The sequence below is a fragment of the Sphingomonas sp. 22R3R2A-7 genome (assembly GCF_036856055.1).
GTDB lineage: Bacteria > Pseudomonadota > Alphaproteobacteria > Sphingomonadales > Sphingomonadaceae > Sphingomonas.
In genome coordinates this window covers 951,194-976,161 of sequence record NZ_JASPFR010000001.1, presented here as the reverse complement: position 1 = coordinate 976,161, position 24,968 = coordinate 951,194, and the positions used below count along the sequence as shown (strand labels likewise).

Here is a 24,968-nt window from a genome sequence, read left to right as displayed (position 1 = left end):
CCGCCGCGGATCCGGAAGGGGGCGATATGCGTGACGCAGGCGGTCATGCGGGGGCCAGCGTTGCCCAGATCGGCAGGTGATCCGAGGCCTTGCGCGCGGCCGGGCTGGTATGCACGCCGCATTCGACGACGCGGAGATCACGCGATGTCATGATCCGGTCGAGCCGGGCGATCGCATGCCGCGAATGGAAGCTCGCGCCCGTCTCGGCAAAGGTGAAATCGCGGCCGAAATCGCGCAGACAGCCCGACCCGGCACTCCACTCGTTGAGATCGCCCATCAATACGGTCGGATGCCGCGCCGCGCAGGCGTCGACATGCGCGAGGATCGCCGCGGCCTGTCGCCGCCGCCAGAGCCCCGACAGGTCGAGGTGCATCCCGACGACACGGATCATCCCGCCCGCCGTGCGGACATCGGCCATCACCGCGCCGCGCGGTTCGAGCGAGGGGAGATGGATCGCATCACACGCCTCGATCGTCGCGGACTTGCGAACGAGCACGACATTGCCATGCCAGCCCATGCTCAGCGCGTTGAGACCGACGGGGATCGGCTTCCAGTCGCTGTGATCCTCGAGCATGTGGAACGGCAGGACGCAGGCGCGTGTGCCGAAGCGCCGGTCCGCCTCCTGCAGCGCGACGACGTCCGCGTCGATCTCGCGCAGGACCTCGATCACGCGTTCGGGGTTGCGCCGGCGATCGAGCCCGATGCCCTTGTGGATGTTGTAGCTGGCGACCTTGATCATGTGCGGGGGGATAACGCCGCGGATGCTGCGAGGGTTGCCGAGGTCGCTATCGTCCGGCCGACAGATCGCCGAAAAGACCAGCGAAACGACTGGATGGATAAACGATGTCGAAAGATGGTCGTGATCCCGTGATGCGCAATATTGGTATAGGCGTGCCGTTGAAAACGACAAAATATCGCTTGCGTACGCGATCCCATTAGGGTGTCATGTAAGCATAATAAAGTCAGGGACGAACGATAACGAGCCGAGATGCATGGCATTTCGGTCGATGGGGGAGTGTGCCGGTGTCCGGGCCGCAAGGTCCGGCCGCTTGGAAAGGTGAGCGACTTTCCAGGGGAAGCGCCGCGGTTGCGGCGCGTAAACGGGGGCGGCACACATGATCACGCGGCGATCGATTCTTCAGCATATCGGCATGGCGGGCGGCGCGGCCGCGACCTTCGGTGCGATGGAGGCACTGGGGATTGCCGGCAACGTCGCGGCGGCGGCACCGATGCCCGACCTGCCGGCCGGGTTCGGCAAGGGCAAGTCGGTGATCGTGCTGGGCGCCGGGATCGCGGGGCTGGTTGCTGCCTATGAACTTCAGGCTGCCGGGTTCGACGTCACCGTACTCGAAGCGCGCGACCGGGTCGGTGGGCGCAACTGGACGGTGCGTGACGGCGACCGGATCGTGATGAACGGCGAGGCGGACCAGATCGCGCGGTTTTCGGAGGGCGCCTATTTCAACGCGGGGCCGGCGCGCCTGCCGAGCTTCCATCACCGCATCCTCGGCTATTGTGGCAAGCTGGGCGTGCCGCTCGAGGTCGAGATCAATTCCAGCCGCAGCGCATTCCTGATGAATGCAAAGGGCGACAAGGTGCGGATGCGCACCGCGATCAACGACACGCGCGGCCACGTCGCCGAGCTGCTGATGAAGGCGGTCAACCAGGGATCGCTCGACCAAAGCCTGAGCGCTGCGGACAAGCAAGCGTTGCTGCCGTTCCTCAAGACCTATGGCGACCTCGATCCGCAGGGTCATTTCGCCGGAACGTTGCGCTCGGGGTTCCAGGCGTTTCCCGATGCCGGCGTCGGGGTGTTCGCGCGACCGCCCGCGCCCGTCCCGCTCGGGCAGTTGCTCGCCAACGAACAGCTTCCGGCGATGCTGTTCGAGGACAATGTCTATATGCAGGCGACGATGTTCCAGCCCGTCGGCGGGATGGACCGGATCCCGGCCGGGTTCGAGCGCGCGTTGACGCGCAAGGTCGTGCGCGGCGCCGAGGTGACGCGGATCCGCAATCGCCCCGACAGCGTCGAGATCGCCTGGCGCGATGCGAAGACCGGTGCGGGCCGGGTCGCGGTGGCCGACTTTGCGGTGTGCACGATCCCGTTCCCCGTCCTCGCGAAGGTCGATTGCGATTTCGCCAAGCCAGTGACCGAAGCGATCGCCGGCGTGGTCTATGACCATTCGAACAAGGTCGCGTTCGACGCGCCGCGCTTCTGGGAAAAGGACCAGATCTATGGCGGGATCTCGTTCGTCGGCGGCGATACGTCGCTGATCTGGTATCCCAGCGCGGGGCTGTTCAGTCCGCGCGGGATGCTGCTCGCCTGCTACACCTCGGGCGAGCGCGCCGAGGGGTTCGCGAAGCTGCCGATCGCGGATCAGGTCGCGCGCGCGCGCGCCGCGGTCGAACGGCTGCACCCGGGGCATGGCAAGGACCTGATCAACGGCGTCGCGGTCAACTGGAACAAGGTGCCGTACAGCCTGGGGCCGTGGCCCAACTGGTTCGTCGGGATGGCGGGGCATCAGGAAGGGGATATCGACACCGACGGCTATCGCCTGCTCAACAGGCCGGCGGGGCGCACGGTCTTTGCAAGTGCCGCGCTCAGCCAGACGCCGGGCTGGCAGGAAGGCGCGATCCAGTCCGCGCATCACGCGATCGCGTCGGTTGCAGCGATGCAGCGCGGCGATGGCGTCACCCAGCCGGTCAAAGCGGCGGCGTGATGGCGGATGCGGGGGTGACCGGTGCGGGATCGGCCGACGCGGGGGGTGTCGCGGCAAACGACGGGCGCGGGGTATCGATCCGGGTGGCGACGCGGGACGACATCCCCGCGCTCGAAGCGCTGATCGCGCGATCCGCCGCCGCGCTGGGGCGCACGTTCTACGCCCCCGATGCGCTGGCGATGGCCATCCGCGACATCTTCGGGGTCGACAGCCAACTCGTCGACGACGGCAGCTATCTGGTCGCGGAGATCGACGGCAGGCTGGCGGGGTGCGGCGGCTGGAGCCGGTTCGCGACGCTGTTCGGCAGCGACCGCTATGCCGATCGGTCACCCGCGTTGCTGGTGCCCGGACGCGATGCTGCCCGGGTCCGTGCGATGTTCACCGCACCCGACTATGTCCGCCGCGGCGTCGGTTCGGCGATCATGCACGCCAGCGAGCGGGCGGCGCGCGCAGCGGGGTTCGACGCGCTCGCGCTGATGGCGACATTGTCGGGCGTCGCCTTCTATCGCGGCCATGGTTTCATCGCCGCGGCGGGCGTCACGGTCGACGCGGGCGGAATCGCGGTCCCGTTCGTGCCGATGCACAAGACGCTGCACGATCCGGCCGGCGCCTGACGGAGCCGGCCTCACATTCACGGGAGAAACGATAATGGCTTTTGACACGAACATCGCGGCGCGCTGGAGCATCATGGCGGCGGGAGTCGCGGCGGCGCTGCTCACGCCGATGACCTGTGCGGCGCAGATCGTCCGGCATGCCAATCCGGGAGCGACGCCCTCGCTGATCCTGCAGAGCGTGACGATCCCGGCGGGGGCGGAGACGCTGGTGCTGTCGGGTCAGCTGGCGGCACCGATCGATCCCTCCAAGCCCGTCACCGGGGTGGATCTCGTTCGGCGATACCAGGACGCAGACGATCAGCGTGCTGACCAAGATAAAGGCGATCCTTGCCGAGCATGGCTACACCATGCGCGACGTCTACAAGCTGACGGTGTTCGTCGCGGCGGATCCGAAGCGGACCGATGGAAAGATGGATTTCGCGGGCATGAACGAGGGGTTCAAGATGTTCTTCGGCACGGCGGAGAACCCTGAAACCGTCGCGCGGTCGACCGTCCAGGTAGCCGCGCTCGCGGGGCCCAATTTCCTCGTGGAGATCGAGGCGACGGCGGCACGCGTCGTGGCGAAGCGCTAGGGCGAGCCGGCGGTCACGGCCTGAAAAGAGCCCCGGTCCTGACGGTCGTCAGGATTGCGGGGTGAGCGGGGCGGCTGGTGTGCCGCCCCATTGGATCACTTCGAGCGTTCGACCTGTTCGAACTCGAGCTCGACGAGAGTCGCGCGACCGAAGATCGAGACCGACACCTTGACGCGGCTGCGGTCGAAATCGAGTTCCTCAACCAGACCGTTGAAGCTCGCGAACGGACCGTCGAGCACCTTGACCTGATCGCCGATCTCGTAGTCGACCTTGACCTTCTGCTTGGGCGCAGCGGCGGCCTCTTCCTTGCTGTTGAGCATCCGCGTGGCTTCCGCCTCGCTGATCGCCTGCGGCTTGCCCATGCTGCCGAGGAAGCCGGTCACCTTGGGAGTGTTCTTGACGAGGTGATAGACGTCGTCGTTCATGTTCAGCTTGGCGAGCACATAGCCCGGCATGAACTTGCGCTCGACCGCGATCTTCTTGCCGCGACGGGCCTCGGTGATCGTCTCGGTCGGGACTTCGATCTGCTCGACGAGCTGTTCGAGACCCATGCGGGTCGCCTCTGCCATGATCGAGTCGCGGACCTTGCCCTCGAAACCCGAATAGGCGTGAATGATGTACCAGCGCGCCATGTGCGGACCTTATTGAGCGAGTTTCAGAAGGGCGGTGACGATCGCCTGAAGGATCGAGTCGACGCCGAAGAAGAAGACCGCGAGGATCGTCGTCATGATGACGACCATCACGCCGGTCATGATCGTCTCGCGACGCGTCGGCCACGTGACCTTGGAGGTTTCCGTGCGGACCTGCCGGATGAATTCGAGTGGGGACGTTTTAGCCACGATGCTGTTCGAACCCGCCTGATTGGGAAAAGAAGGAAGCAAGTCATAGACCCGTTACCCGCTTCTTGTGAAGGGCGCCCCGGTGAGGGCAGCCTGCAAGAGCAGGGGCGTGGGTCCGTTCTGCTGTCGGATGGCGGCGCAGATAGCTTCCGCGCAGGGGGAACGCAAGGGGGCGCACGGCGAGGGGGCGGGGGATGGCTGATGGCAGCCGCAATGGGGAGGACGCGTAACAGGGTGGCGGTGGGGGAGGAAGGTACGGGGGAGAGCGATCGGCTCGATCCCCCGTCGGCCGTCTGCCGGTGCCGGTCATGCCGGCGGCTCCGCTCCCACGTTTCTGTTTTATTGTCCGGCGTGACGATCGCCTGATCTGGATACACCTGCTGCGGACGAAAAAAAGGCCGGTCAGAGACCGGCCATGAAAGTTTTAGGAGAGGATGCCTGAAAGGCACACTCTTTGTGCATCGCAGCACCGAACTTCACAACTGCGCAAATTGCATTAACAAATGCATTTCTTGCAATCGTGGTGTTCGCAAAGAAGCGGGGTCCCTGGACGCGATGGTCGAGGTGCCGGATGCGGACAGCGATGGAGAAATGGCAGGAGTGCTCGGATTCGAACCGAGGGCCTTCGGTTTTGGAGACCGACGCTCTAACCAACTGAGCTACACTCCTGTGCGGTGGCGGGCTCTAGCGCCATGTCCGCGGGAGGGCAAGCGCCCGATCATACGATCGTGACGATTGCCGTTCGTGCAACCGGCGGGCGCGCGTCGTCCCCCGGATGGTGTCAGCGGCCGGGCCCGTGAGGCGGCGCGCCCCGCGTGTCAGGCGTCGGGGTGACGATGGCCGATGTGCAGGATAGGAAGCGGGCAAAGGGAGCCTGTTATGTCACGTTATTTCCGCCGCGCGGTCGCGCGCGCCACCGTCCTGCCTGCCGCGCTCATGCTGGTTGCGGCGGATCAGCCGCCCGCCGTTCCCGATTTCGGACCGATGCTCGAACGGTTCGCCTATCCCTGGCCGGTCCAGACGATGGAGGTCGATATCGTCGGCGCGCCCGCGCAGATGGCGTTCATGGATATTGCGCCGCAGCGTCCCAATGGCCGCACGGTCGTGCTGCTCCACGGCAAGAATTTCTGCGGCGCGACCTGGGGGAGCACGGCGCGCGCGCTGAGCGGCGCCGGCTACCGCGTGATCGTTCCCGACCAGATCGGCTTCTGCAAGTCGTCCAAGCCGCGCGCGGCGCAGTACAGCTTCGAGATGCTCGCGACGTTCACGCGGCGCCTCCTCGAATCGCGCGGCATCCCGCGCGCGACGATCGTCGGGCATTCGATGGGCGGGATGCTCGCGATGCGCTACGCGATCCTGTACCCGGCGGCGGTCGAGCGGCTGGTTCTCGTCAATCCGCTCGGGCTGAGGGATCGGTCGGAGGACGGCGTGCCCTATACCGATGTCGACACCCTGTGGGTGGGCGAGAAGAAGACGAGCTACGCGTCGATCAAGGCATATCAGCTCGAGAACTATTATCACGGCACGTGGAAGCCGTCCTATGACCGTTGGGTCTGGATGCAGGCGGGCATGTACCAGGGGGCGGGGCGCGACAGCGTGGCGCTCGCGCAGGCGAAGACCAGCGAGATGATCCGGACGCAGCCGGTCGCGCACGAGCTCTATCGTGTCACCCCGCCGACGACGCTGATCGTCGGTACGCTCGACAAGACTGCCTTTGGTCGCGCGCAGGCCCCGGCGAACCTGCGCAAGTTCCTCGAGGCGATCCCGGTGATCGCGCCGCGCGCGGTCAAGCAGATGCCGAACGCGACGCTGCTGACGCTCGACGGGCTCGGCCATTCGCCGCAGGTCGAGGATCCGGTGCGATTCGAGAAGACACTGCTGACCGTGATCGGCGCGCGGTCGCGGTAGGGCCGCCCGACGATCTTCCCCCGTCTGGGGGAGGATTGCAGGCGTCGCAAACCGATTCCGGCCCGTTGACCCGCGCCGCGTCCTGACCTATAGGCGCGCCCTGTTCTTCGGGAGTGTTTCCCGCCGGGCATGCTTGAACATTGCTGGATGCATTCCAGGACCTGAGGGGCGCCGTGTGCGCGTCGATGGTCCTTTTGTATTCTCAGGCGCCTCAATGGCTCCAGCAAAGTAACCATTTGAAAGGTGAAGGCTTCAATGCCGACGATCAACCAGCTGGTCCGCAAGGGCCGCGATCCGCAGAAGGCCAAGTCGAAGGTCCCTGCGATGGAAGCCAACCCGCAGAAGCGCGGCGTTTGCACGCGCGTCTACACGACGACCCCGAAGAAGCCGAACTCGGCTCTGCGCAAGGTGGCCAAGGTTCGCCTGACCAACCAGCGCGAAGTCATCAGCTACATCCCGGGCGAGGGCCACAATCTTCAGGAGCATTCGGTTGTCCTGATCCGTGGCGGTCGTGTTCGCGATCTTCCCGGTGTTCGCTATCACGTCCTGCGCGGCGTGCTCGATACACAGGGTGTGAAGGACCGGCGTCAGTCGCGTTCCAAGTACGGCGCCAAGCGTCCGAAGTAAGCCGATCAGGTATCTGATCACTAAGGCTGAAGTTTAGAAGGAATATAAAATGGCACGTCGTCGTCGTCCCGAAAAGCGGGTCATCCTGCCTGATCCCAAGTTCGGGGATGAGGTTCTGTCGAAGTTCATGAACAGCGTCATGCTGGACGGCAAGAAGTCCGTCGCAGAGCTGATCGTGTACGGTGCATTCGAAACCGTCGAGAGCCGCGCCAAGCGCGATCCGATCGGCGTTTTCCACGATGCGCTGAACAACGTGAAGCCGGGCATCGAAGTCCGTTCGCGTCGCGTCGGTGGTGCAACCTACCAGGTTCCCGTCGAAGTGCGTCCCGAGCGTGCACAGGCGCTGGCGATCCGCTGGCTGATCGGTGCGGCACGTTCGCGCAGCGAGAACACGATGGCCGCACGGCTGTCAGGCGAGCTGATGGACGCCGCGAACAACCGCGGCAACGCGGTCAAGAAGCGCGAAGACACGCACCGGATGGCAGAAGCCAACCGTGCATTCTCGCACTATCGCTGGTAACTACGGGCTTCGAAGCCTAGCATTGGTAACCGTGTCACGGGCGGTCTTTCGCCCGTAACGCAAACACCTATATATTGGGGAGCCGGCACGTTCGGCTCCCCATATCCTTAAGGAAGCACGATCATGGCCCGCAGCCATCCGCTCGAACGTTACCGTAACATCGGCATCATGGCGCACATCGACGCCGGCAAGACGACGACGACCGAGCGCATCCTCTATTACACCGGCAAGTCCTACAAGATCGGCGAAGTGCACGAAGGCACCGCGACGATGGACTGGATGGAGCAGGAGCAGGAGCGCGGGATCACGATCACCTCGGCCGCGACCACCTGCAAGTGGCGCGCCGAAGAAGGTAAGGGCGAAGAGCACCTTATCAACATCATCGACACGCCCGGCCACGTCGACTTCACGATCGAAGTCGAGCGTTCGCTGCGCGTCCTCGACGGCGCGGTCGCATGCTTCGACGGCGTTGCCGGCGTCGAGCCGCAGTCCGAGACCGTGTGGCGTCAGGCCGACAAGTACGGCGTGCCGCGCATGTGCTTCGTCAACAAGCTCGACCGCACCGGTGCCGACTTCTATTTCTGCGTCGACTCGATCATCGAGCGTCTCGGCGCGCGCCCGGCGGTCCTGTACTTGCCGATCGGCATGGAAGGCGGCTTCAAGGGCCTCGTCGACCTCGTCGAGAACCGCGCGATCATCTGGCTCGAAGAAAGCCTCGGCGCGAAGTTCGAATATCAGGACATCCCGGCCGACATGGCCGACAAGGCCGCAAAGTACCGCAGCGATCTGATCGAGATGGCCGTCGAGCAGGACGATGCTCTGATGGAAGCGTATCTCGAGGGTAACGAGCCAAGCGTCGCCGACCTCAAGAAGCTGATCCGCAAGGGTACGCTCAGCATGGCCTTCGTGCCGGTGGTCTGCGGTTCGGCGTTCAAGAACAAGGGCGTCCAGCCCCTGCTCGACGCCGTGGTCGACTATCTGCCTTCGCCGCTCGACGTTCCCGCGATTCAGGGTCTGAAGCTCGACGGCGTGACGCCGGACGAGCGTCCTTCGTCGGACGAGGTTCCGTTCTCGGCGCTGGCGTTCAAGATCATGAATGATCCGTTCGTTGGCACGCTGACCTTCGCGCGCATCTATTCGGGCAAGCTGGAGACCGCATCGCAGGTCACCAACTCGGTCAAGGACAAGAAGGAAAAGGTCGGCCGCATGTTGCTCATGCATGCGAACAGCCGTGAGGACATCCAGGAAGCCTTTGCTGGCGACATCGTCGCGCTCGCAGGCCTCAAGGATACCACGACGGGCGACACGCTCTGCGCGATGAACGCACCGATCATCCTCGAGCGGATGGAATTCCCCGAGCCCGTGATCGAGCTGTCGGTGGAGCCGAAGACGAAGGCCGATCAGGAGAAGATGGGCGTCGCGCTCAATCGTCTCGCACGCGAGGATCCCTCGTTCCGCGTGTCGTCGGACCCCGAGTCGGGCCAGACCATCATCAAGGGCATGGGCGAGCTTCATCTCGAGATCCTGGTCGACCGCATGAAGCGTGAGTTCAAGGTCGAGGCCAATGTCGGCGCGCCGCAGGTGGCGTATCGCGAGTACCTCAAGAAGCCGGTCGACATCGACTACACGCACAAGAAGCAGTCGGGTGGTACCGGGCAGTTCGGTCGCGTGAAGGTGAAGCTGACGCCGGGCGAGCGCGGGTCGGGCATCACGTTCAAGGACGAGATCAAGGGCGGCAACATTCCGAAGGAATATCTGCCTGCGATCGAGAAGGGCTTCCGCGAGACCGCTGCGTCGGGTTCGCTGGTCGGCTTCCCGATCATCGATTTCGAGATCGTGCTGTATGACGGCGCGTATCACGACGTCGACTCGTCGGCACTGGCGTTCGAAATCTGTGCACGTGGCGCCATGCGCGAAGCTGCACAGAAGTCGGGCATCACGCTGCTCGAGCCGGTCATGAAGGTTGAGGTCGTCACCCCGGAGGATTATCTGGGCGACGTCATTGGCGACATGAACAGCCGTCGTGGCCAGATTCAGGGCACCGACAGCCGCGGCAACGCGCAGACGGTCGAGGCGATGGTGCCACTGGCCAACATGTTCGGCTATGTGAATTCGCTCCGCTCGTTCACGCAGGGCCGTGCACAATACTCGATGCAGTTCTCGCATTACGACGAAGTGCCGCAGAACGTCGCTGACGAGGTGAAGGCGAAACTGGCCTAACCCTTTAAGGGGGTAGGGCTAGCGTCAGGCTTTAACAGCCGCTATGGGGCCGCGTTCGCGCGGTTCCCGGTGTGGCACCGGAATACGAATCAGAAGGTAGGAAACAATGGCCAAGGCAAAATTTGAGCGGAACAAGCCGCATCTCAACATCGGCACCATCGGTCACGTCGATCATGGCAAGACGTCGCTCACCGCTGCGATCACGAAGGTTCTGGCAGAGACGACCGGCGGTACCGCCGTCGACTTCGCCAACATCGACAAGGCTCCCGAGGAGCGCGAGCGCGGTATCACGATCTCGACCGCACACGTCGAGTACGAGACGGCCAACCGTCACTACGCACACGTCGATTGCCCGGGCCACGCCGATTATGTGAAGAACATGATCACCGGCGCAGCCCAGATGGACGGCGCGATCCTCGTCGTTTCGGCGACCGATGGCCCGATGCCACAGACCCGTGAGCACATCCTGCTCGCACGCCAGGTCGGCGTGCCGGCGATGGTCGTGTTCATGAACAAGGTCGATCTGGTCGACGACGAGGAAATCCTCGAGCTGGTCGAGATGGAAATCCGCGAGCTGCTCAGCTCGTACGACTTCCCGGGCGACGACATCCCCGTCATCAAGGGTTCGGCAACCTGCGCGCTGTCGGGTTCGAACCAGAAGCTCGGCGCCGACGCCGTCACCGAGCTGATGCAGGCTGTCGACGACTACATCCCGCAGCCCGAGCGTCCGCTCGACAAGCCGTTCATGATGCCGATCGAGGACGTGTTCTCGATCTCGGGTCGTGGTACGGTTGTCACCGGCCGCGTCGAGACGGGCATCGTCAAGGTTGGCGAGGAAGTCGAGATCGTCGGTATCCACCCGACCGTTCGCAAGACCACGGTCACGGGCGTCGAGATGTTCCGCAAGCTGCTCGACCAGGGCCAGGCTGGCGATAACGTCGGCGCGCTGATCCGCGGCGTCGCACGCGACGAAGTCGAGCGTGGCCAGGTGCTCTGCAAGCCAGGCACGATCAAGCCGCACACCGACTTCAACTCGGAAGTGTACGTGCTGTCGAAGGAAGAGGGTGGCCGTCACACGCCGTTCTTCGCCAACTACCGCCCGCAGTTCTACTTCCGTACGACGGACGTGACCGGCACCGTCGAGCTGCCTGAGGGCACCGAGATGGTCATGCCAGGCGACAACGTGTCGCTCGGCATCAAGCTGATCGCCCCGATCGCCATGGACGTGGGCCAGCGCTTCACGATCCGCGAAGGCGGCCGTACCGTCGGTGCAGGCGTCGTGAGCCAGATCGACAAGTAAGCGTCTTCTCCTTCGGGAGATGATCGAAAAGAGCCCGGCTTCTCGCGAGAGAGGCCGGGCTTTTTCGTGTCTGAAGGGCGCGCGGTGTTTGACAAGCTTGATCAACGTAGTCCGCGATCACACAACTACAGATATCGCGTCTCAGTCAGGTTGCCAGATAGCGTCTGTCCCGGAGTGTTACGCTCTGATGTGCCGCTTGTGGGTCGCGCTTGCTCAGGAAGGACACGATATGCTGCGTGACGCCGACTATGCAGACATCGGACGGTTCATAACCGCGATCGCCTCAGCAGAGAGCGTGACGGCCAAATTATGGTGGCATCAGTCCTTTTCGGTGGGCGTCACGCTCACGACCGAGAAGGTGCAACGCACGCCGATGGCCGACAAGCTCGAAAGACTTCGAGATTTGGTAGCTCGCGACGGATCCCGCCTGGATCAACAATTGACCGGTCTTCGGAATGGCTTCTCGCGCGTCGTCGAGCCTCGCCATACTCTAGTGCATGGGTTCACCAGCGAGGCCGGATTACGCCCATCGGCAATCAATCTACGGAACGATCATCAAGTTTGGATGCGAGACCTGCCGCAACTTCTGCTGTGGGCGGACTACCTTTGTAGACTTGCTATCCAAGCCTATAGCGACGCCACGCGCGGCATCTACGAAGCTGAGCAAGGTATGCCACCGCCCGGACCCATTATCGCCAGCCCCTACATTGCGTGAAGGTTCCTTTGCCGTCGGTATTCATAGTGATGCTATTGCCACTCAGCACGGAACGGAGAGACTGAGGGGCGAGCGAGAAAACTAAAATCCTCCCCCGCTAGGGGGAGGTGGCGCCGGAGGCGTCGGAGGGGGAGGGGGCGATTACCTCTCGATGGTGGTTCGTCGTTGGAGCGCAACAGACGTGATCTGGCGGACGACGTCGTCGAGGTTGGCTAGCATTTCGCGGGCTGGGTAGCGGAGGACGTGGATGTTCTGGCTGACTAGCCAAGCGTCGCGCGTTGCGTCTCGTTCAGGGCGGTCGCCGTGGTTGTGGGATTCGCCGTCGACTTCGATCGCGAGCCGGGCTGGGGCACAGTAGAAGTCCAGGACGTATCGCCCTGCAGCATGTTGCCGTCTGAAACGCAGGCCTGCCTCGTTGCCGCGTAGCGCTAGCCACAACGCGATCTCCGGTGGAGTCATCTGTTTGCGCAGGCGCTTGGCGTTGCTGTGGCTGGTCAGGGACCCATCGAGTCGCATCGCCTGCCTCCCCCTCCGTCACGCTGCGCGTGCCACCTCCCCCTGGCGGGGGAGGATTGTTTGCGAGCGCAAGCTAACCTTCACAATCCTCCCCCGCCAGGGAGGTGTGGCGCCGTAGGCGTCGGAGGGGGAGGATAGGGCGGCGTCGGCCGATCCTTCCTTGGTTGCCGGCAACGCGTCGAAAACCCTCAACCGCCGGTTGCATTTCACCCGACTCTCCCGTAATGGCCCGCCTTCGGTTTAAACATCAACCAGCAAGAGCCCGGAAACGGGCCCGCTCTTTCGCATCGGTAGGGACTATGGACAGCAATATCCGCATTCGTCTGAAGGCGTTCGATCACCGTGTGCTCGATCAGGCCACTGGCGACATCGCCGACACCGCACGCCGCACCGGCGCGCTCATCCGCGGTCCGATTCCCCTTCCGACGCGCATCGAAAAATTCACCGTGAACCGCGGCCCGCACATCGACAAGAAGTCGCGCGAGCAGTTCGAGGTGCGCACGTACAAGCGTATGCTGGATATCGTCCAGCCGACGCCGCAGACGGTCGATGCGCTGATGAAGCTGGACCTCGCCGCTGGCGTTGACGTCGAGATCAAGCTCGCCTAAGGGCGAGCGCGGCGCGGTCGACCGGTAACGGTCCCGCGCCGTTCGACATTGGGATACCGCCGTCGGTGCAAACCGACGGGGCAGCGTCCCCCGTCACGCTCCCGCATTCGCAGGAGCACCAGCCCGGGACGGGGCGCGTTTCGTATTTACCGGGTTGATCCGACTCCATTCAGGGCATTTGCCGGGAATGGGGTCAGGTGGATGCATCATGGAGCTTGCTCCGGACATGGTCCGCAAGCCCCCGAGGAATAGTCCGACGGGGCCTCTGTCTAGGAAGGGACAAGATCATGCGTACTGGCGTGATCGCGAAGAAGATGGGGATGACCCGCCTGTTCCAGGAAGATGGTCGGCACGTGCCGGTCACCGTTCTGGCACTCGAAGGCAATCAGGTCGTTTCCGTTCGCGAGATGGATCGTGACGGCTACACCGCCGTCCAGCTTGGTGCAGGCGTTGCCAAGTCGAAGAATGTTGCAAAGCCGCAGCGCGGCCATTTCGGCAAGGCCGAAGTGGAGCCCAAGGCTGTCGTCCATGAGTTCCGTGTGAACGCAGACGGCCTGCTCGACGTTGGCGCCGAGATCTCGGCCGACCATTATGTCGCAGGCCAGATCGTCGATATCCAGGGCAAGACCCAGGGTAAGGGCTTCCAGGGCGGCATGAAGCGTTGGGGCTTCGGCGGTCTGCGGGCAACCCACGGCGTGTCGGTCTCGCACCGTTCGCTCGGTTCGACCGGTCAGCGCCAGGATCCGGGCAAGGTCTTCAAGAACAAGAAGATGGCCGGCCACATGGGCGACAAGTATCGCACCCAGCAGAACCTCGAGATCGTATCGACGGACGTCGAGCGTGGTCTCCTGTTCGTCAAGGGTTCGGTTCCTGGCTCCAAGGGCGGCTGGCTCTTCGTCAAGGACTCGGTGAAGGTCGCGCGCCACGCCGACGCACCGTTCCCCGCCGGTCTCAAGACCACCAGCAGCAACACTGCAGCAGACACGCCGGCCGAAACGACCGACGCACCTGCAGCCGACGGCCAGGAGGGCTGAGCGTGAAGATCAAGGTTTCATCTTTCGCCGGTACCGACGCTGCGGACATCGAGCTCAACGACGAGGTCTTCGGCCTCGATCCGCGCGCCGACATCCTGCACCGTGTCGTCACCTGGCAGCTCGAGAAGCGTCGCGAGACGGCTCGCGGCACCCGTGAGCGCGCAGACGTCGCTCGCACCGGCAAGAAGTTCGGTCGCCAGAAGGGCGGCGGTACGGCGCGTCACGGCGATCGTCGCGCCCCTGTGTTCATCGGTGGTGGTAAGGCACACGGCGCCCGCGTCCGTGACTTCAACCCGTCGCTGAACAAGAAGGTTCGCGCACTCGGCCTGCGCATGGCGCTCAGCAGCCACGCCAAGGCGGGTTCGCTGGTTATCATGGACAGCCTGGCTGTCGAGGGTGGCAAGACCAAGACGCTGCTCGGCGATCTCGCCAAGCTCGGCTTCGGCAAGCGTGCGCTCGTCATCGACGGCGACATGGTCGACACCAGCTTCGCATTCGCTGCGGGCAACCTGTACGAAGTGAACGTGATGCCGGCAGCCGGCGCCAATGTTTACGACATCCTGAAGCATGACACGCTGGTGCTGACGCGCGCCGCTGTCGAAAAGCTGGAGGCGCGCTTCCATGGCTAAGAAGCAGAAGGGCACGATCGATAACCGTCATTACGACGTTATCCTCGCGCCGCACATCACCGAGAAGACGACGACCCTGTCGGAGCACAACGCGGTGGTGTTCAAGGTGTCCAACGACGCCACGAAGCCCGAGATCAAGGCGGCCGTCGAGGCGCTGTTCGACGTGAACGTCGTCGGCGTGAACACGCTCGTCCAGAAGGGCAAGACCAAGAAGTGGAAGGGCACGAACTATTCGCGCTCGGACATGAAAAAGGCAATCGTGACGTTGAAGGACGGTCAGTCCATCGACGTGACGACGGGGATCTGAGGCCATGGCACTCAAGCATTATAATCCGACATCGCCGGCACGCCGCGGTCTCATCCTGGTCGACAAGTCGTCGCTCTGGAAGGGTCGCCCCGTCAAGGCGCTGACCGAAGGCAAGCACAAGACCGGCGGTCGTAACAACAAGGGCCATGTGACCTCGCGCGGCATCGCCGGCGGTCACAAGCAGAAGTACCGCTACATCGACTTCAAGCGTCGCAAGTGGGACGTCGAGGGCATCGTCGAGCGGATCGAGTATGATCCCAACCGCACCGCGTTCATCGCCCTGGTCAAGTACCCGGACGAAGAGCTGGCCTACATCCTGGCGCCGCAGCGTCTGGGCGTCGGCGACAAGGTGATCGCGGCCAAGAAGACCGACGTGAAGCCAGGCAATGCCATGGAACTCGGTCAGATGCCCGTCGGCACCATCGTCCACAATGTGGAGATGAAGCCGATGAAGGGTGGCCAGATCGCCCGTTCGGCCGGCACGTACGTGCAGGTCGTCGGTCGCGACAAGGGCATGGTGATGGTCCGCCTGAACTCGGGCGAGCAGCGCTACATCCGCAGCGATTGCATGGCGACGGTTGGCGCGGTCTCGAACCCCGACAACCAGAACCAGAACCTCGGCAAGGCAGGGCGTTCGCGCTGGATGGGTATCCGTCCGCTGACCCGTGGTGTCGCCAAGAACCCGGTAGACCATCCGCACGGCGGTGGTGAAGGCCGCACCTCGGGTGGCCGTCATCCGGTCACGCCTTGGGGCAAGCCGACGAAGGGTGCTCGCACTCGTCATAACAAGTCGACCGACAAGATGATCATCCGGTCGCGTCACGCGAAGAAGAAGGGCTAAACGATGGCTCGTTCCGTATGGAAGGGTCCTTTCGTGGACCTTCATCTGCTCAAGAAGGCAGAAACCGCCCAGGACACCAACGCGCGTTCGCCGATCAAGACCTGGTCGCGCCGCTCGACGATCCTGCCGTCGTTCGTGGGCCTCACGTTCAACGTCTATAACGGCCGCAAGTTCGTGCCGGTCTCGGTTAACGAGGACATGGTCGGGATGAAGCTGGGCGAGTTCGCGCCCACGCGCTACTTCCCCGGCCACTCCGCCGACAAGAAGGGCAAGCGCTGATGTCTAAGCAAGTCAGCCCGCGCAAGGTCGCGGATAACGAGGCGCTTTCGGTCGGTACGCAGATCCGTGGTTCCGCGCAGAAGCTCGGCCTCGTGGCTGCGCTGATCCGTGGCAAGAAGGTCGGCGATGCGATGAACATCCTCGCCTTCTCGACCAAGGGCATGGCGATCGAAGCGCGCAAGGTGCTGGCCTCGGCCATCGCCAATGCGGAGAACAACCACAACCTCGACGTCGACTCGCTGGTCGTCGCCGAGGCCTCGGTTGGCAAGTCGATCACGATGAAGCGCTTCGCTACCCGCGGCCGCGGCAAGTCGACCCGCATCCTCAAGCCATTCAGCCGTCTGCGCATCGTCGTGCGCGAGCAGGAAGAAGCATAATGGGTCAGAAGAGCAATCCCATCGGTCTGCGTCTGCAGATCAACCGCACCTGGGACAGCCGCTGGTACGCCGAGGGCGCCGACTATGGTCGGTTGCTGCTCGAGGATCTCAAGATCCGCGCGTACATCATCAAGACGCTGCCGCAGGCCGCGATCTCGAAGGTCGTGATCGAGCGTCCTGCCAAGCTGTGCCGCATCTCCATCTTCGCTGCACGCCCCGGCGTGATCATCGGCAAGAAGGGCGCGGACATCGAGAAGCTGCGTTCGACGATCGGCAAGATGACGTCGTCGACCGTGTCGCTGAACATCGTCGAGATCCGCAAGCCGGAAGTCGATGCGCGTCTCGTCGCGCAGGGCATCGCCGATCAGCTCGAGCGTCGTATTGCCTTCCGTCGCGCCATGAAGCGTGCGGTCCAGTCGGCGATGCGTCTCGGTGCCGAGGGCATCCGCGTGAACTGCGGCGGCCGTCTTGGCGGCGCAGAGATCGCCCGCTCCGAGAGCTACCGCGAAGGTCGCGTTCCGCTGCACACGCTGCGCGCGAACATCGATTATGCCGAGGCTACGGCGCACACGTCCTACGGCGTTTGCGGCGTGAAGGTCTGGGTCTTCAAGGGCGAGATTCTCGGCAATGATCCGACGTCGTACGACCGGATCATGATGGAGGCTCAGACCTCCGGCGTGCGTCCGCAGCGCGACGATCGTCGCTAAGGGTCAGGAACAGACATGCTGCAACCAAAAAAGACCAAGTTCCGGAAGGCCTTCAAGGGGAAGATTTCGGGCGACGCCAAGAGTGGCTTCTCGCTCAATTTCGGATCCTACGGGCTGAAGGCGATGGAGCCTGACCGGATCACCGCACGCCAGATCGAGGCGGCTCGCCGCGCGATCACGCGTCACATCAAGCGCCAGGGGCGTTTGTGGATCCGCATCTTCCCGGACGTCCCCGTCTCGTCGAAGCCTGCCGAAGTCCGCATGGGTAAGGGCAAGGGTTCGCCCGAGTTCTGGGCCGCGCGCGTCAAGCCGGGTCGGATTCTGTTCGAACTCGACGGTGTCGAGGGCCGGATCGCCGCAGAGGCATTCGAGCGGGCGGCCATGAAGCTGCCGATCAAGGTAAAGGTCGTTGCCCGCCTGGGTGACACCTCGCATCTGGGAGGCGAGTAAGATCATGGCTCGTATCGACGACATGAAGGCCAAGAGCGACGACCAGCTGTCGGAGTCGCTCGGCGAACTGAAGCGCGAGCAGTTCAACCTGCGCTTTCAGGCCGCCACGAACCAGCTCGAAAAGCCGAGCCGCGTTCGTGAGGTCCGCCGCGACATCGCTCGCATTAAGACCCTGCAGGCTCAGCGCACCAGCGCTGACGCCGCGAAGTAAGGAACACATCATGCCGAAGCGCGTGCTGACCGGTCTGGTCGTGTCCGACAAGGGCGACAAGACGGTGGTCGTGAACGTCGAGCGTAAGGTGAAGCACCCGCTCTACGGGAAGATCATCCGTCGCTCGAAGAAGTATCATGCTCATGACGAGAGCAACGAGTTCAAGCAGGGCGAGACCGTGCGGATCGAAGAGACCGCACCGATCTCCAAGCTGAAGACCTGGAAGGTGATCGAGCGGGTCAACACCCACGCGACGCCGGAGCGGGCTTCGGCCGAGGGCTGAACGGGGTTCCCGTCATCCTGACGAAAGTCAGGATCCAGAGCCAAGGGCGTAACGCCTGATCACTCTGGATCCCAGCTTTCGACAGGATGACGGTTTACATTGGAACCTTGTGTTCCACCGAGGGAACGGCTAAGCGGCCGCTCCTCCCCGTTGCGGTTCTGCCGCAGCGGGGTGATTTTTTAGGCGGGGTTCGGTCGGTATCGACCCCAGAGACAGAGAAGGGATACGGATCCATGATCCAGATGCAGTCCAATCTCGACGTCGCTGACAACAGCGGCGCGAAGCGGGTGCAGTGCATCAAGGTGCTTGGGGGTTCCAAGCGTCGTGTTGCAGGCGTTGGCGACATCATCGTCGTCAGCATCAAGGAAGCGCAGCCACGCGGCCGTGTGAAGAAGGGCGACGTTCACCGCGCGGTGATCGTGCGTACCGCCAAGGATATCCGCCGTGCAGACGGTACGGTCATCCGCTTCGACGGCAACGCCGCGGTGCTGGTCAACAAGAACGAGGAGCCGATCGGCACCCGTATCTTCGGCCCAGTCGTTCGCGAGCTGCGCGGCAAGAAGCACATGAAGATCATCAGCCTCGCGCCGGAGGTGCTGTAATGGCGTCGCAGCGTATCAAGAAGGGTGACAAGGTCATCATCCTGTCTGGCAAGGACAAGGGCAAGACCGGCGAAGTCACCATGTCGATGCCGAAGGCCGACAAGGTCGTCGTCGCGGGCGTCAACATCGCCGTGCGCCACACCAAGCCGACCCAGGGCGACCCGCAGGGTGGCCTGGTCCGCAAGGAAGCACCGATGCACGTTTCGAAGGTCGCGCACGTGACCGCCGACGGCAAGCCGACCCGCGTCCGCTTCGAGGAGCAGGACGGCAAGAAGGTCCGCGTGGCCGTCAAGACCGGGGAGAAGATCAATGGTTGATCAGAACACTGGCGCAGACGCCGCTGGCACCGAGGTCGCCTACACGCCGCGCATGCGGAAGATGTACGACGAGACGATCATCAAGGCGATGGTCGACAAGTTCGGCTACAAGAACGTCATGGAGATCCCGCGGATCGACAAGATTGTTCTGAACATGGGCGTCGGCGAAGCCACGCAGGACAAGAAGAAGGTCGATCAGGCTGCTTCCGAAATGGAGCTGATTGCTGGCCAGAAGCCTGTCGTGACGAAGGCCAAGAAGTCGATCGCACAGTTCAAGCTGCGTGAAGGCATGCCGATCGGCGTGAAGGTTACCCTTCGCCGTGAGCGCATGTACGAGTTTCTCGACCGTTTCATCACGATCGCTCTTCCTCGCGTCCGCGATTTCCGCGGGCTCAACCCGAAGAGCTTCGATGGCCGTGGCAACTATGCCTGCGGTATCAAGGAGCAGATCGTGTTCCCAGAAATCAGCTATGACCGGGTCGACAAGGTCCGCGGCATGGATGTGATCGTGACGACGACCGCAAAGACCGACGACGAGGCTCGCGAGCTTCTGCGTCTGTTCGGTTTCCCGTTCCCGATCGAAGACGACGCTGCCGACGCGAAGAAGGCAGCGTAAGAGACTCCCTCTCCCCTCGGGGAGGGGGCTGGGGTGAGGGGGAGTGAGTCTCCCTTACCCCGCCTGAAAACTGGAGGCGCGGTCCTGCTGGGCTGCCCCTCACCCCGACCCTCTCCCCGGAGGGGCGAGGGGGCAGAAGAAAGAAAGAACTTAAGTCGATGGCGAAACTGAGTTCAGTCAACAAGAACGAGCGCCGCAAGCGCATGGTCAAGCAGTATGCCCCGAAGTACGCGGCACTGAAGGCAATCGCAGCGGACAAGACGCTCGACGATGGTGAGCGTCTGATCGCTCGCCTCAAGATGGCGGCCCTGCCGCGCAACGCGAACCCGACCCGCATCCGTAACCGGTGCGAGCTGACCGGTCGCCCGCGCGCTTATTACCGCAAGTTCCGGCTCTGCCGTATTCAGCTGCGCGATCTGGCCAACAAGGGCCTGATCCCCGGCGTCACGAAGTCGAGCTGGTAAGGACTAATCATGGCAGTGACCGATCCCCTGGGTGATTTGCTCACCCGTATCCGTAATGGCCAGCGCGCGAAGAAGGACTCCGTCCTGACTCCGGCGTCGAAGCTGCGCGTCCGCGTGCTCGACGTTCTGCAGCGCGAAGGCTATATCCGTGGCTATAGCGAAGAGCAGATGGGCCCCGCGGCCGGCCTTCGCATCGAGCTGAAGTATTTCGAGGGCCAGCCTGCGATCAAGCATGTCGCGCGCGTCTCGAAGCCCGGCCGTCGCGTCTATTCCGGCTCGCAGGAACTCCCGCGCGTCCGTAACGGCCTCGGCATCACCATCGTCTCGACGCCTCGCGGCGTGCTCTCGGATTCCGAAGCACGCGAGCAGAACGTCGGCGGCGAAGTCCTCGCGGAGGTGTTCTGATGAGCCGTATTGGTAAGAAGCCGGTTTCGGTACCGGCCGGCATTACGCCGACCATCGAGAACAAGCAGCTGACCGTGAAGGGCCCCAAGGGCACGCTCACGATGCCGCTGCGCGAAGAGATCAGCTACACGATCGAAGACGGCGGCATCTCGGTGCAGCCGGCCAACGACACCAAGCGCGCGCGCGCGTTTTGGGGCATGCAGCGTACGATGGTGCAGAACCTGATTACGGGCGTGTCGGAAGGCTTCACCAAGAAGCTGCTGATCACCGGCGTCGGCTACCGTGCCGCTGCCCAGGGTCGTAACCTCAAGCTGCAGCTCGGCTACAGCCATGACGTGAACATCGACGTGCCGGAAGGCATCGAGGTGAAGACCCCGGACAACACCACGGTCGAGATCTCGGGTTCCGACAAGCAGAAGGTCGGCCAGCTGGCCGCCGAAATCCGTCAGTGGCGCAAGCCCGAGCCTTACAAGGGCAAGGGTATCAAGTACGACGGCGAGTTCATCTTCCGTAAGGAAGGGAAGAAGAAGTAATGACCAAGGGTCTCTCTCTTTTCGCAAAGCGGCGTCGCCGCAATCGTACCGCGCTCCGCGCACGTGCAGGCACCCGTCCGCGGTTGTCGGTGCATCGCTCGGGCAAGCACATCTATGCCCAGGTGATCGACGATGCCGCTGGCACGACGGTCGCTTCGGCCTCGACGCTGGAGAAGGACGTGCGCGACACGTCCGGCGCCAACATCGACGCGGCGACCTCGGTCGGCAAGCGCGTCGCCGAGGCTGCCAAGGCAGCGGGCGTGACTCAGGTCGTGTTCGATCGCGGCGGCTTCCTCTACCACGGTCGCGTGAAGGCTCTTGCCGATGCCGCGCGCGAAGCCGGATTGGAGTTCTAAGACATGGCTGACGAAAACAACACGCCAGCGGTAATCGCACCCGAGACGACCGCACAGGACGTCACGGCTCAGAATGTCCCGCAGAGCACCGGCTACCAGGGCAACACCGGCGGTGGCCGTGGTCGTCCCGGCGGCGGCGGCGGTGGCGGTCGTGGTGGCCCCGGCGGCGGCCGCAGCGGTGGTCCGGGCGGCAACCGCGGTGGTCGTGACGGCGGTCGCGGTGGTCGTGACAATCGTGGCGGTCGTCCTGGTCAGGACGATGGCGGCGAAGAGCTGATCGAGAAGCTGGTGCACATCAACCGCGTCTCGAAGACGGTCAAGGGCGGCAAGCGCTTCGGCTTTGCAGCACTCGTCGTCGTCGGCGACGGCAAGGGTCGTGCAGGCTTTGGTCATGGCAAGGCACGCGAAGTGCCGGAAGCCATCTCGAAGGCGACGGCTGCTGCCAAGAAGAAGATGGTTCGCGTTCCGCTCAAGGACGGTCGTACGCTGCATCATGACGGCAACGGTCACTTCGGTGCCGGCAAGGTCACGCTGCGGTCGGCCCCTCAGGGTACGGGCATCATCGCCGGTGGCCCGATGCGCGCCGTCTTCGAATCGCTGGGCGTTGCAGACGTCGTGACCAAGTCGGTCGGCACGTCGAACCCCTACAACATGATCCGCGCAACGTTCGAAGCCCTTGGCGAGCAGACCTCGCCCAAGGCCGTCGCACAGCGTCGCGGCAAGAAGATCGCCGACCTGCTCGGCCACGGTGGGTCGAAGACCCCCGAGGCTGATGCAGCTGCGATCACGGAGTAAGCGATCATGGCTACCATCAAGATCACGCAGACCGGTTCGCCGATCCGCCGCGAGAAGGACCAGCGCGCAACGCTGGTCGGTCTCGGCCTCAACAAGATGCACAAGACCCGCGAGCTGGAAGACAGCCCAGAGGTCCGCGGCATGATCCGCAAGGTGCAGCACATGGTGTCGGTCGAAGGCTGAGCCTTCACGACCCACGTGACAAATACGGGAAAGGGGGCTAACGGCCCCCTTTCTTATTCCAGAATCCATTTCCACAGCGCGTAACAAGCGAAAGCGAGTGCATTACCATGAAGCTCAACGAACTCCGCGATAACGAAGGTGCCCGTAAGTCCAAGATGCGCGTCGGACGCGGCATCGGCTCGGGCAAGGGCAAGACCGGCGGCCGCGGCCAGAAGGGCCAGAAGAGCCGCGAGGGCGTGTCCATCGCCGGCTTCGAAGGCGGCCAGATGCCGCTCCACATGCGTCTGCCTAAGCGCGGCTTCAACAACATCTTCCGCAAGGACTTCGCAGAGGTCAACCTCGGCGCGATCCAGCTCGCGGTCGATGCCGGCAAGATCGAGGCGAACGCCACGCTCGACCACAACGCGCTCAAGGCCGCTGGCCTGGCACGCGGCGGCAAGGACGGCGTCCGCCTCCTCGCCAAGGGCGAGCTGACCACGGTTCTCTCGTTCACCGTCGACGGCGCGTCGAAGGGCGCGATCGAAGCGGTCGAGAAGATCGGCGGCAAGGTCGAGGTGATCCACTTCGTCCCCGCAGCCGAGAAGGCTGCCGCCAAGAAGGGCGTGAAGTACAAGGAGCGTGCGGCGCACAAGGCGTCGTTCAACGCCTGACCTTGAAGGGGGAGGGAGCGCCGGGTGCGTTCCCTCCCTTTTTTGTTCGTGCTGCCTAGGGGCGCGGCAATTCCAAGCCCACCTGATCTCACATGCCGTGCCGTTCGTGCCGAGTAGAGATCGAGCGTAGTCGAGACCTCGTATCGAGGTACAAGACTCAGACAGGCCGGTCCCTCGATACGCCGTCTCGACAAGCTCGACGGCTACTCGGGACGAGCGGCATGGGGTGCGGGACAGTGACGCGGCGTTGGAATTGAGCCGATCGGGTGGCTCGCCACCTCGCCATATCCCACCTAGGCATTAGACAAGCGCGCTCGTGCGCCTATATGAGCGGCGGGGGCGGTCATAACGCATCCCGCCTTCTTTGTTTCCAGGACGATCACACGCATGGCATCCGCAGCCGACCAGATGGCGCAAAGCATCAGCCTTTCGAAATTCGCAAAGGCAACCGACCTCAAGAAGCGGTTGTGGTTCACGATCGGCGCGTTGATCGTTTTCCGCCTGCTCAGCTACGTGCCGCTGCCGGGGGTCGATCCCACCGCGCTCGGCCTGTTGTCGCAGCAGACGCAGGGCGGCGTCCTCGATTTCTTCAACACCTTCTCGGGTGGTTCGCTCAGCCGCATGTCGCTGATCGCGCTCGGCGTGATGCCCTACATCACCGCCTCGATCGTGGTACAGCTCGCGACCTCGCTGTCGCCGACGCTCGCCGCGATCAAGAAGGACGGCGAGTCGGGCCGCAAGCGCCTCAACCAGTATACGCGCTACGGCACGGTCGGCCTGACCGCGGTGCAGGGCTATTTCATCGCCGTCGGGCTCGAGACGCTCGGCGCGAACCAGGGCATCGCCGCGGTGATCGAACCCGGCATGACGTTCCGCATCGCGGCCGTCATCTCGCTGATCGGCGGCACGATGTTCCTGATGTGGCTGGGTGAGCAGATCACCAGCCGCGGCATCGGCAACGGCGTTTCGCTGATCATCATGGCGGGTATCGTCGCGCATCTGCCGACGACGCTGGTCAATCTGCTCGAGGGCGGCCGTTCGGGCAGCCTCGATCCGATCAAGCTGATCGGAATCATCGTCGCGGTGGTCCTGCTCGTGCTGTTCATCTGCTTCATGGAGCGCGCGCAGCGCCGCATCCTGATCCAGTATCCCAAGCGCCAGACTCAGCGCGGGATGCAGGCCGATCGCAGCCATCTGCCGCTGAAGATCAACACCGCGGGCGTCATCCCGCCGATCTTCGCCTCGTCGTTGCTGCTGATGCCGCTGACGATCTCGCAGTTCGCGGGCCAGCGCGTCGCGGGCGAGTCGAAGTGGGGCGATTTCATCATCACCCTGAACCAGTATCTGCAGCACGGTAGCCCCGTGTACATGCTGCTGTACGGCGCCGGGATCATCTTCTTCTCGTTCTTCTACACCGCGATCGTCTTCAACCCCGAGGAAACCGCAGACAATCTGAAGCGGCATGGCGGGTTCATTCCGGGTATCCGTCCGGGCAAGAACACCGAGAATTATTTCGACTACGTACTGACGCGCATCACCGTCATCGGTGCCGCCTATCTGACGATCATCTGCCTGTTGCCCGAATATCTGGTGACCGCGCTGTCGATCCCGTTCTACCTTGGCGGCACCAGCCTGCTGATCGTCGTCAACGTGACGATGGACACGGTGACGCAGATCCAGAGCCATCTGCTCGCGCATCAATATGGCGACCTGATCAAGAAGGCGAAGCTGAAGGGCGGTCGACTTCGCTAAGATGCGGGGTTACCGAGTTAT

At 63.5% G+C, this 24,968-nt stretch carries 35 protein-coding genes and 1 tRNA gene; 31 read left to right on the top strand and 5 right to left on the bottom strand.

The window, feature by feature from the left end; genetic code table 11:
- Nucleotides 1-43: 43 nt before the first annotated feature.
- Nucleotides 44-739 (bottom strand): endonuclease/exonuclease/phosphatase family protein, encoded by a 696-nt coding sequence (locus QP165_RS04530; RefSeq protein ID WP_333994068.1) that lies wholly within the window; start codon nt 737-739, stop codon nt 44-46.
- Between the two features lie 376 nt (nt 740-1,115).
- Here QP165_RS04530 and QP165_RS04525 point away from each other — a divergent pair, with 376 nt between their 5' ends.
- From QP165_RS04525 to QP165_RS04515, 3 genes are all read left to right on the top strand, one after another.
- Complete coding sequence (locus QP165_RS04525; RefSeq protein WP_333994067.1) at nt 1,116-2,717, top strand: flavin monoamine oxidase family protein; 1,602 nt, start codon at nt 1,116-1,118, stop codon at nt 2,715-2,717.
- Nucleotides 2,717-3,331 (top strand): GNAT family N-acetyltransferase, encoded by a 615-nt coding sequence (locus tag QP165_RS04520; protein WP_333996945.1) that lies wholly within the window; start codon nt 2,717-2,719, stop codon nt 3,329-3,331. Before QP165_RS04525 ends, QP165_RS04520 begins: the two co-directional genes overlap by 1 nt.
- Before the next feature lie 302 nt (nt 3,332-3,633).
- Nucleotides 3,634-3,903, top strand: a complete 270-nt coding sequence (locus tag QP165_RS04515) for a Rid family hydrolase (protein WP_333994065.1) — start codon at nt 3,634-3,636, stop codon at nt 3,901-3,903.
- 95 nt (nt 3,904-3,998) lie between these two features.
- On the opposite strand, the gene nusG is transcribed toward QP165_RS04515, so the two are convergent.
- The 3 genes from nusG to QP165_RS04500 form a co-directional block, all read right to left on the bottom strand.
- Nucleotides 3,999-4,535: a transcription termination/antitermination protein NusG gene (gene nusG, locus QP165_RS04510; RefSeq protein ID WP_333994063.1), complete on the bottom strand. Its 537-nt coding sequence runs from the start codon at nt 4,533-4,535 to the stop codon at nt 3,999-4,001.
- Between the two features lie 9 nt (nt 4,536-4,544).
- A complete protein-coding gene (gene secE / locus QP165_RS04505) occupies nt 4,545-4,742 on the bottom strand; it encodes a preprotein translocase subunit SecE (RefSeq protein WP_056018608.1) in 198 nt (65 codons plus the stop codon).
- A gap of 592 nt (nt 4,743-5,334) precedes the next feature.
- Nucleotides 5,335-5,411: transfer RNA gene (locus QP165_RS04500), tRNA-Trp, on the bottom strand.
- Nucleotides 5,412-5,621: 210 nt separating this feature from the next.
- Here QP165_RS04500 and QP165_RS04495 point away from each other — a divergent pair.
- The 6 genes from QP165_RS04495 (at nt 5,622) to QP165_RS04470 (ending at nt 12,032) form a co-directional block, all read left to right on the top strand.
- Nucleotides 5,622-6,650: an alpha/beta hydrolase gene (locus tag QP165_RS04495; protein WP_333994060.1), complete on the top strand. Its 1,029-nt coding sequence runs from the start codon at nt 5,622-5,624 to the stop codon at nt 6,648-6,650.
- 255 nt (nt 6,651-6,905) lie between these two features.
- Nucleotides 6,906-7,277, top strand: coding sequence for a 30S ribosomal protein S12 (rpsL, locus tag QP165_RS04490; protein WP_010164594.1), 372 nt, complete (start codon nt 6,906-6,908; stop codon nt 7,275-7,277).
- A 49-nt stretch (nt 7,278-7,326) separates the two neighbouring features.
- A complete protein-coding gene (rpsG, locus tag QP165_RS04485) occupies nt 7,327-7,797 on the top strand; it encodes a 30S ribosomal protein S7 (RefSeq protein WP_031393769.1) in 471 nt (156 codons plus the stop codon).
- Between the two features lie 123 nt (nt 7,798-7,920).
- On the top strand, nt 7,921-10,017 hold the full coding sequence (fusA, locus tag QP165_RS04480) for an elongation factor G (RefSeq protein ID WP_333994059.1): 2,097 nt from the start codon (nt 7,921-7,923) through the stop codon (nt 10,015-10,017).
- A gap of 106 nt (nt 10,018-10,123) precedes the next feature.
- Nucleotides 10,124-11,317 (top strand): elongation factor Tu, encoded by a 1,194-nt coding sequence (gene tuf, locus QP165_RS04475; protein WP_031393767.1) that lies wholly within the window; start codon nt 10,124-10,126, stop codon nt 11,315-11,317.
- A 229-nt stretch (nt 11,318-11,546) separates the two neighbouring features.
- Nucleotides 11,547-12,032: a hypothetical protein gene (locus QP165_RS04470; protein WP_333994057.1), complete on the top strand. Its 486-nt coding sequence runs from the start codon at nt 11,547-11,549 to the stop codon at nt 12,030-12,032.
- A gap of 141 nt (nt 12,033-12,173) precedes the next feature.
- Here QP165_RS04470 and QP165_RS04465 read toward each other — a convergent pair whose 3' ends face one another.
- Complete coding sequence (locus QP165_RS04465) at nt 12,174-12,548, bottom strand: endonuclease domain-containing protein (protein WP_333994055.1); 375 nt, start codon at nt 12,546-12,548, stop codon at nt 12,174-12,176.
- 299 nt (nt 12,549-12,847) lie between these two features.
- Here QP165_RS04465 and rpsJ point away from each other — a divergent pair, with 299 nt between their 5' ends.
- The 22 genes from rpsJ (at nt 12,848) to secY (ending at nt 24,947) form a co-directional block, all read left to right on the top strand.
- Entirely contained in the window at nt 12,848-13,156 is a 309-nt protein-coding gene (rpsJ, locus tag QP165_RS04460) for a 30S ribosomal protein S10 (protein WP_007406109.1), read from the top strand.
- Nucleotides 13,157-13,443: 287 nt separating this feature from the next.
- On the top strand, nt 13,444-14,190 hold the full coding sequence (gene rplC, locus QP165_RS04455; protein WP_333994053.1) for a 50S ribosomal protein L3: 747 nt from the start codon (nt 13,444-13,446) through the stop codon (nt 14,188-14,190).
- A 2-nt stretch (nt 14,191-14,192) separates the two neighbouring features.
- The gene (rplD, locus tag QP165_RS04450) at nt 14,193-14,819 is read left to right on the top strand and encodes a 50S ribosomal protein L4 (RefSeq protein ID WP_055872651.1); all 627 of its coding nucleotides are present in this window, start codon (nt 14,193-14,195) and stop codon (nt 14,817-14,819) included.
- The gene (locus tag QP165_RS04445) at nt 14,812-15,126 is read left to right on the top strand and encodes a 50S ribosomal protein L23 (protein WP_056015548.1); all 315 of its coding nucleotides are present in this window, start codon (nt 14,812-14,814) and stop codon (nt 15,124-15,126) included. The genes rplD and QP165_RS04445 overlap by 8 nt, the downstream gene beginning before the upstream one ends.
- A 4-nt stretch (nt 15,127-15,130) precedes the next feature.
- Nucleotides 15,131-15,967 carry a 50S ribosomal protein L2 gene (gene rplB, locus QP165_RS04440; protein WP_056015546.1) on the top strand — a complete coding sequence of 279 codons (837 nt, stop codon included), beginning with the start codon at nt 15,131-15,133 and terminating at the stop codon, nt 15,965-15,967.
- Between the two features lie 3 nt (nt 15,968-15,970).
- Nucleotides 15,971-16,246: a 30S ribosomal protein S19 gene (gene rpsS / locus QP165_RS04435; RefSeq protein WP_031393761.1), complete on the top strand. Its 276-nt coding sequence runs from the start codon at nt 15,971-15,973 to the stop codon at nt 16,244-16,246.
- Nucleotides 16,246-16,623, top strand: coding sequence for a 50S ribosomal protein L22 (gene rplV / locus QP165_RS04430; RefSeq protein WP_037529220.1), 378 nt, complete (start codon nt 16,246-16,248; stop codon nt 16,621-16,623). The genes rpsS and rplV overlap by 1 nt, the downstream gene beginning before the upstream one ends.
- Nucleotides 16,623-17,330: a 30S ribosomal protein S3 gene (rpsC, locus tag QP165_RS04425; RefSeq protein WP_056015544.1), complete on the top strand. Its 708-nt coding sequence runs from the start codon at nt 16,623-16,625 to the stop codon at nt 17,328-17,330. The genes rplV and rpsC overlap by 1 nt, the downstream gene beginning before the upstream one ends.
- Before the next feature lie 15 nt (nt 17,331-17,345).
- Nucleotides 17,346-17,780 carry a 50S ribosomal protein L16 gene (rplP, locus tag QP165_RS04420; protein WP_056015542.1) on the top strand — a complete coding sequence of 145 codons (435 nt, stop codon included), beginning with the start codon at nt 17,346-17,348 and terminating at the stop codon, nt 17,778-17,780.
- Between the two features lie 4 nt (nt 17,781-17,784).
- Nucleotides 17,785-17,991, top strand: a complete 207-nt coding sequence (gene rpmC / locus QP165_RS04415; RefSeq protein WP_031393757.1) for a 50S ribosomal protein L29 — start codon at nt 17,785-17,787, stop codon at nt 17,989-17,991.
- 10 nt (nt 17,992-18,001) lie between these two features.
- On the top strand, nt 18,002-18,274 hold the full coding sequence (rpsQ, locus tag QP165_RS04410; RefSeq protein ID WP_031393756.1) for a 30S ribosomal protein S17: 273 nt from the start codon (nt 18,002-18,004) through the stop codon (nt 18,272-18,274).
- A 233-nt stretch (nt 18,275-18,507) separates the two neighbouring features.
- Nucleotides 18,508-18,876 (top strand): 50S ribosomal protein L14, encoded by a 369-nt coding sequence (rplN, locus tag QP165_RS04405; protein WP_031393755.1) that lies wholly within the window; start codon nt 18,508-18,510, stop codon nt 18,874-18,876.
- On the top strand, nt 18,876-19,193 hold the full coding sequence (gene rplX, locus QP165_RS04400) for a 50S ribosomal protein L24 (RefSeq protein ID WP_333994048.1): 318 nt from the start codon (nt 18,876-18,878) through the stop codon (nt 19,191-19,193). Before rplN ends, rplX begins: the two co-directional genes overlap by 1 nt.
- Nucleotides 19,186-19,809: a 50S ribosomal protein L5 gene (gene rplE, locus QP165_RS04395; RefSeq protein WP_200916134.1), complete on the top strand. Its 624-nt coding sequence runs from the start codon at nt 19,186-19,188 to the stop codon at nt 19,807-19,809. The genes rplX and rplE overlap by 8 nt, the downstream gene beginning before the upstream one ends.
- A gap of 158 nt (nt 19,810-19,967) precedes the next feature.
- Nucleotides 19,968-20,273 carry a 30S ribosomal protein S14 gene (gene rpsN / locus QP165_RS04390; RefSeq protein ID WP_056015537.1) on the top strand — a complete coding sequence of 102 codons (306 nt, stop codon included), beginning with the start codon at nt 19,968-19,970 and terminating at the stop codon, nt 20,271-20,273.
- A 9-nt stretch (nt 20,274-20,282) separates the two neighbouring features.
- Nucleotides 20,283-20,678, top strand: coding sequence for a 30S ribosomal protein S8 (gene rpsH / locus QP165_RS04385; protein WP_031393751.1), 396 nt, complete (start codon nt 20,283-20,285; stop codon nt 20,676-20,678).
- The gene (rplF, locus tag QP165_RS04380) at nt 20,678-21,211 is read left to right on the top strand and encodes a 50S ribosomal protein L6 (RefSeq protein ID WP_056015535.1); all 534 of its coding nucleotides are present in this window, start codon (nt 20,678-20,680) and stop codon (nt 21,209-21,211) included. Before rpsH ends, rplF begins: the two co-directional genes overlap by 1 nt.
- Complete coding sequence (gene rplR / locus QP165_RS04375; protein WP_056015533.1) at nt 21,211-21,567, top strand: 50S ribosomal protein L18; 357 nt, start codon at nt 21,211-21,213, stop codon at nt 21,565-21,567. The genes rplF and rplR overlap by 1 nt, the downstream gene beginning before the upstream one ends.
- 3 nt (nt 21,568-21,570) lie before the next feature.
- Entirely contained in the window at nt 21,571-22,362 is a 792-nt protein-coding gene (rpsE, locus tag QP165_RS04370; RefSeq protein ID WP_082445708.1) for a 30S ribosomal protein S5, read from the top strand.
- A gap of 6 nt (nt 22,363-22,368) precedes the next feature.
- Entirely contained in the window at nt 22,369-22,545 is a 177-nt protein-coding gene (rpmD, locus tag QP165_RS04365) for a 50S ribosomal protein L30 (protein WP_031393747.1), read from the top strand.
- Between the two features lie 107 nt (nt 22,546-22,652).
- Nucleotides 22,653-23,195 carry a 50S ribosomal protein L15 gene (rplO, locus tag QP165_RS04360; protein WP_056015531.1) on the top strand — a complete coding sequence of 181 codons (543 nt, stop codon included), beginning with the start codon at nt 22,653-22,655 and terminating at the stop codon, nt 23,193-23,195.
- A gap of 387 nt (nt 23,196-23,582) precedes the next feature.
- A complete protein-coding gene (secY, locus tag QP165_RS04355) occupies nt 23,583-24,947 on the top strand; it encodes a preprotein translocase subunit SecY (RefSeq protein ID WP_056015528.1) in 1,365 nt (454 codons plus the stop codon).
- Nucleotides 24,948-24,968 lie beyond the last annotated feature (21 nt).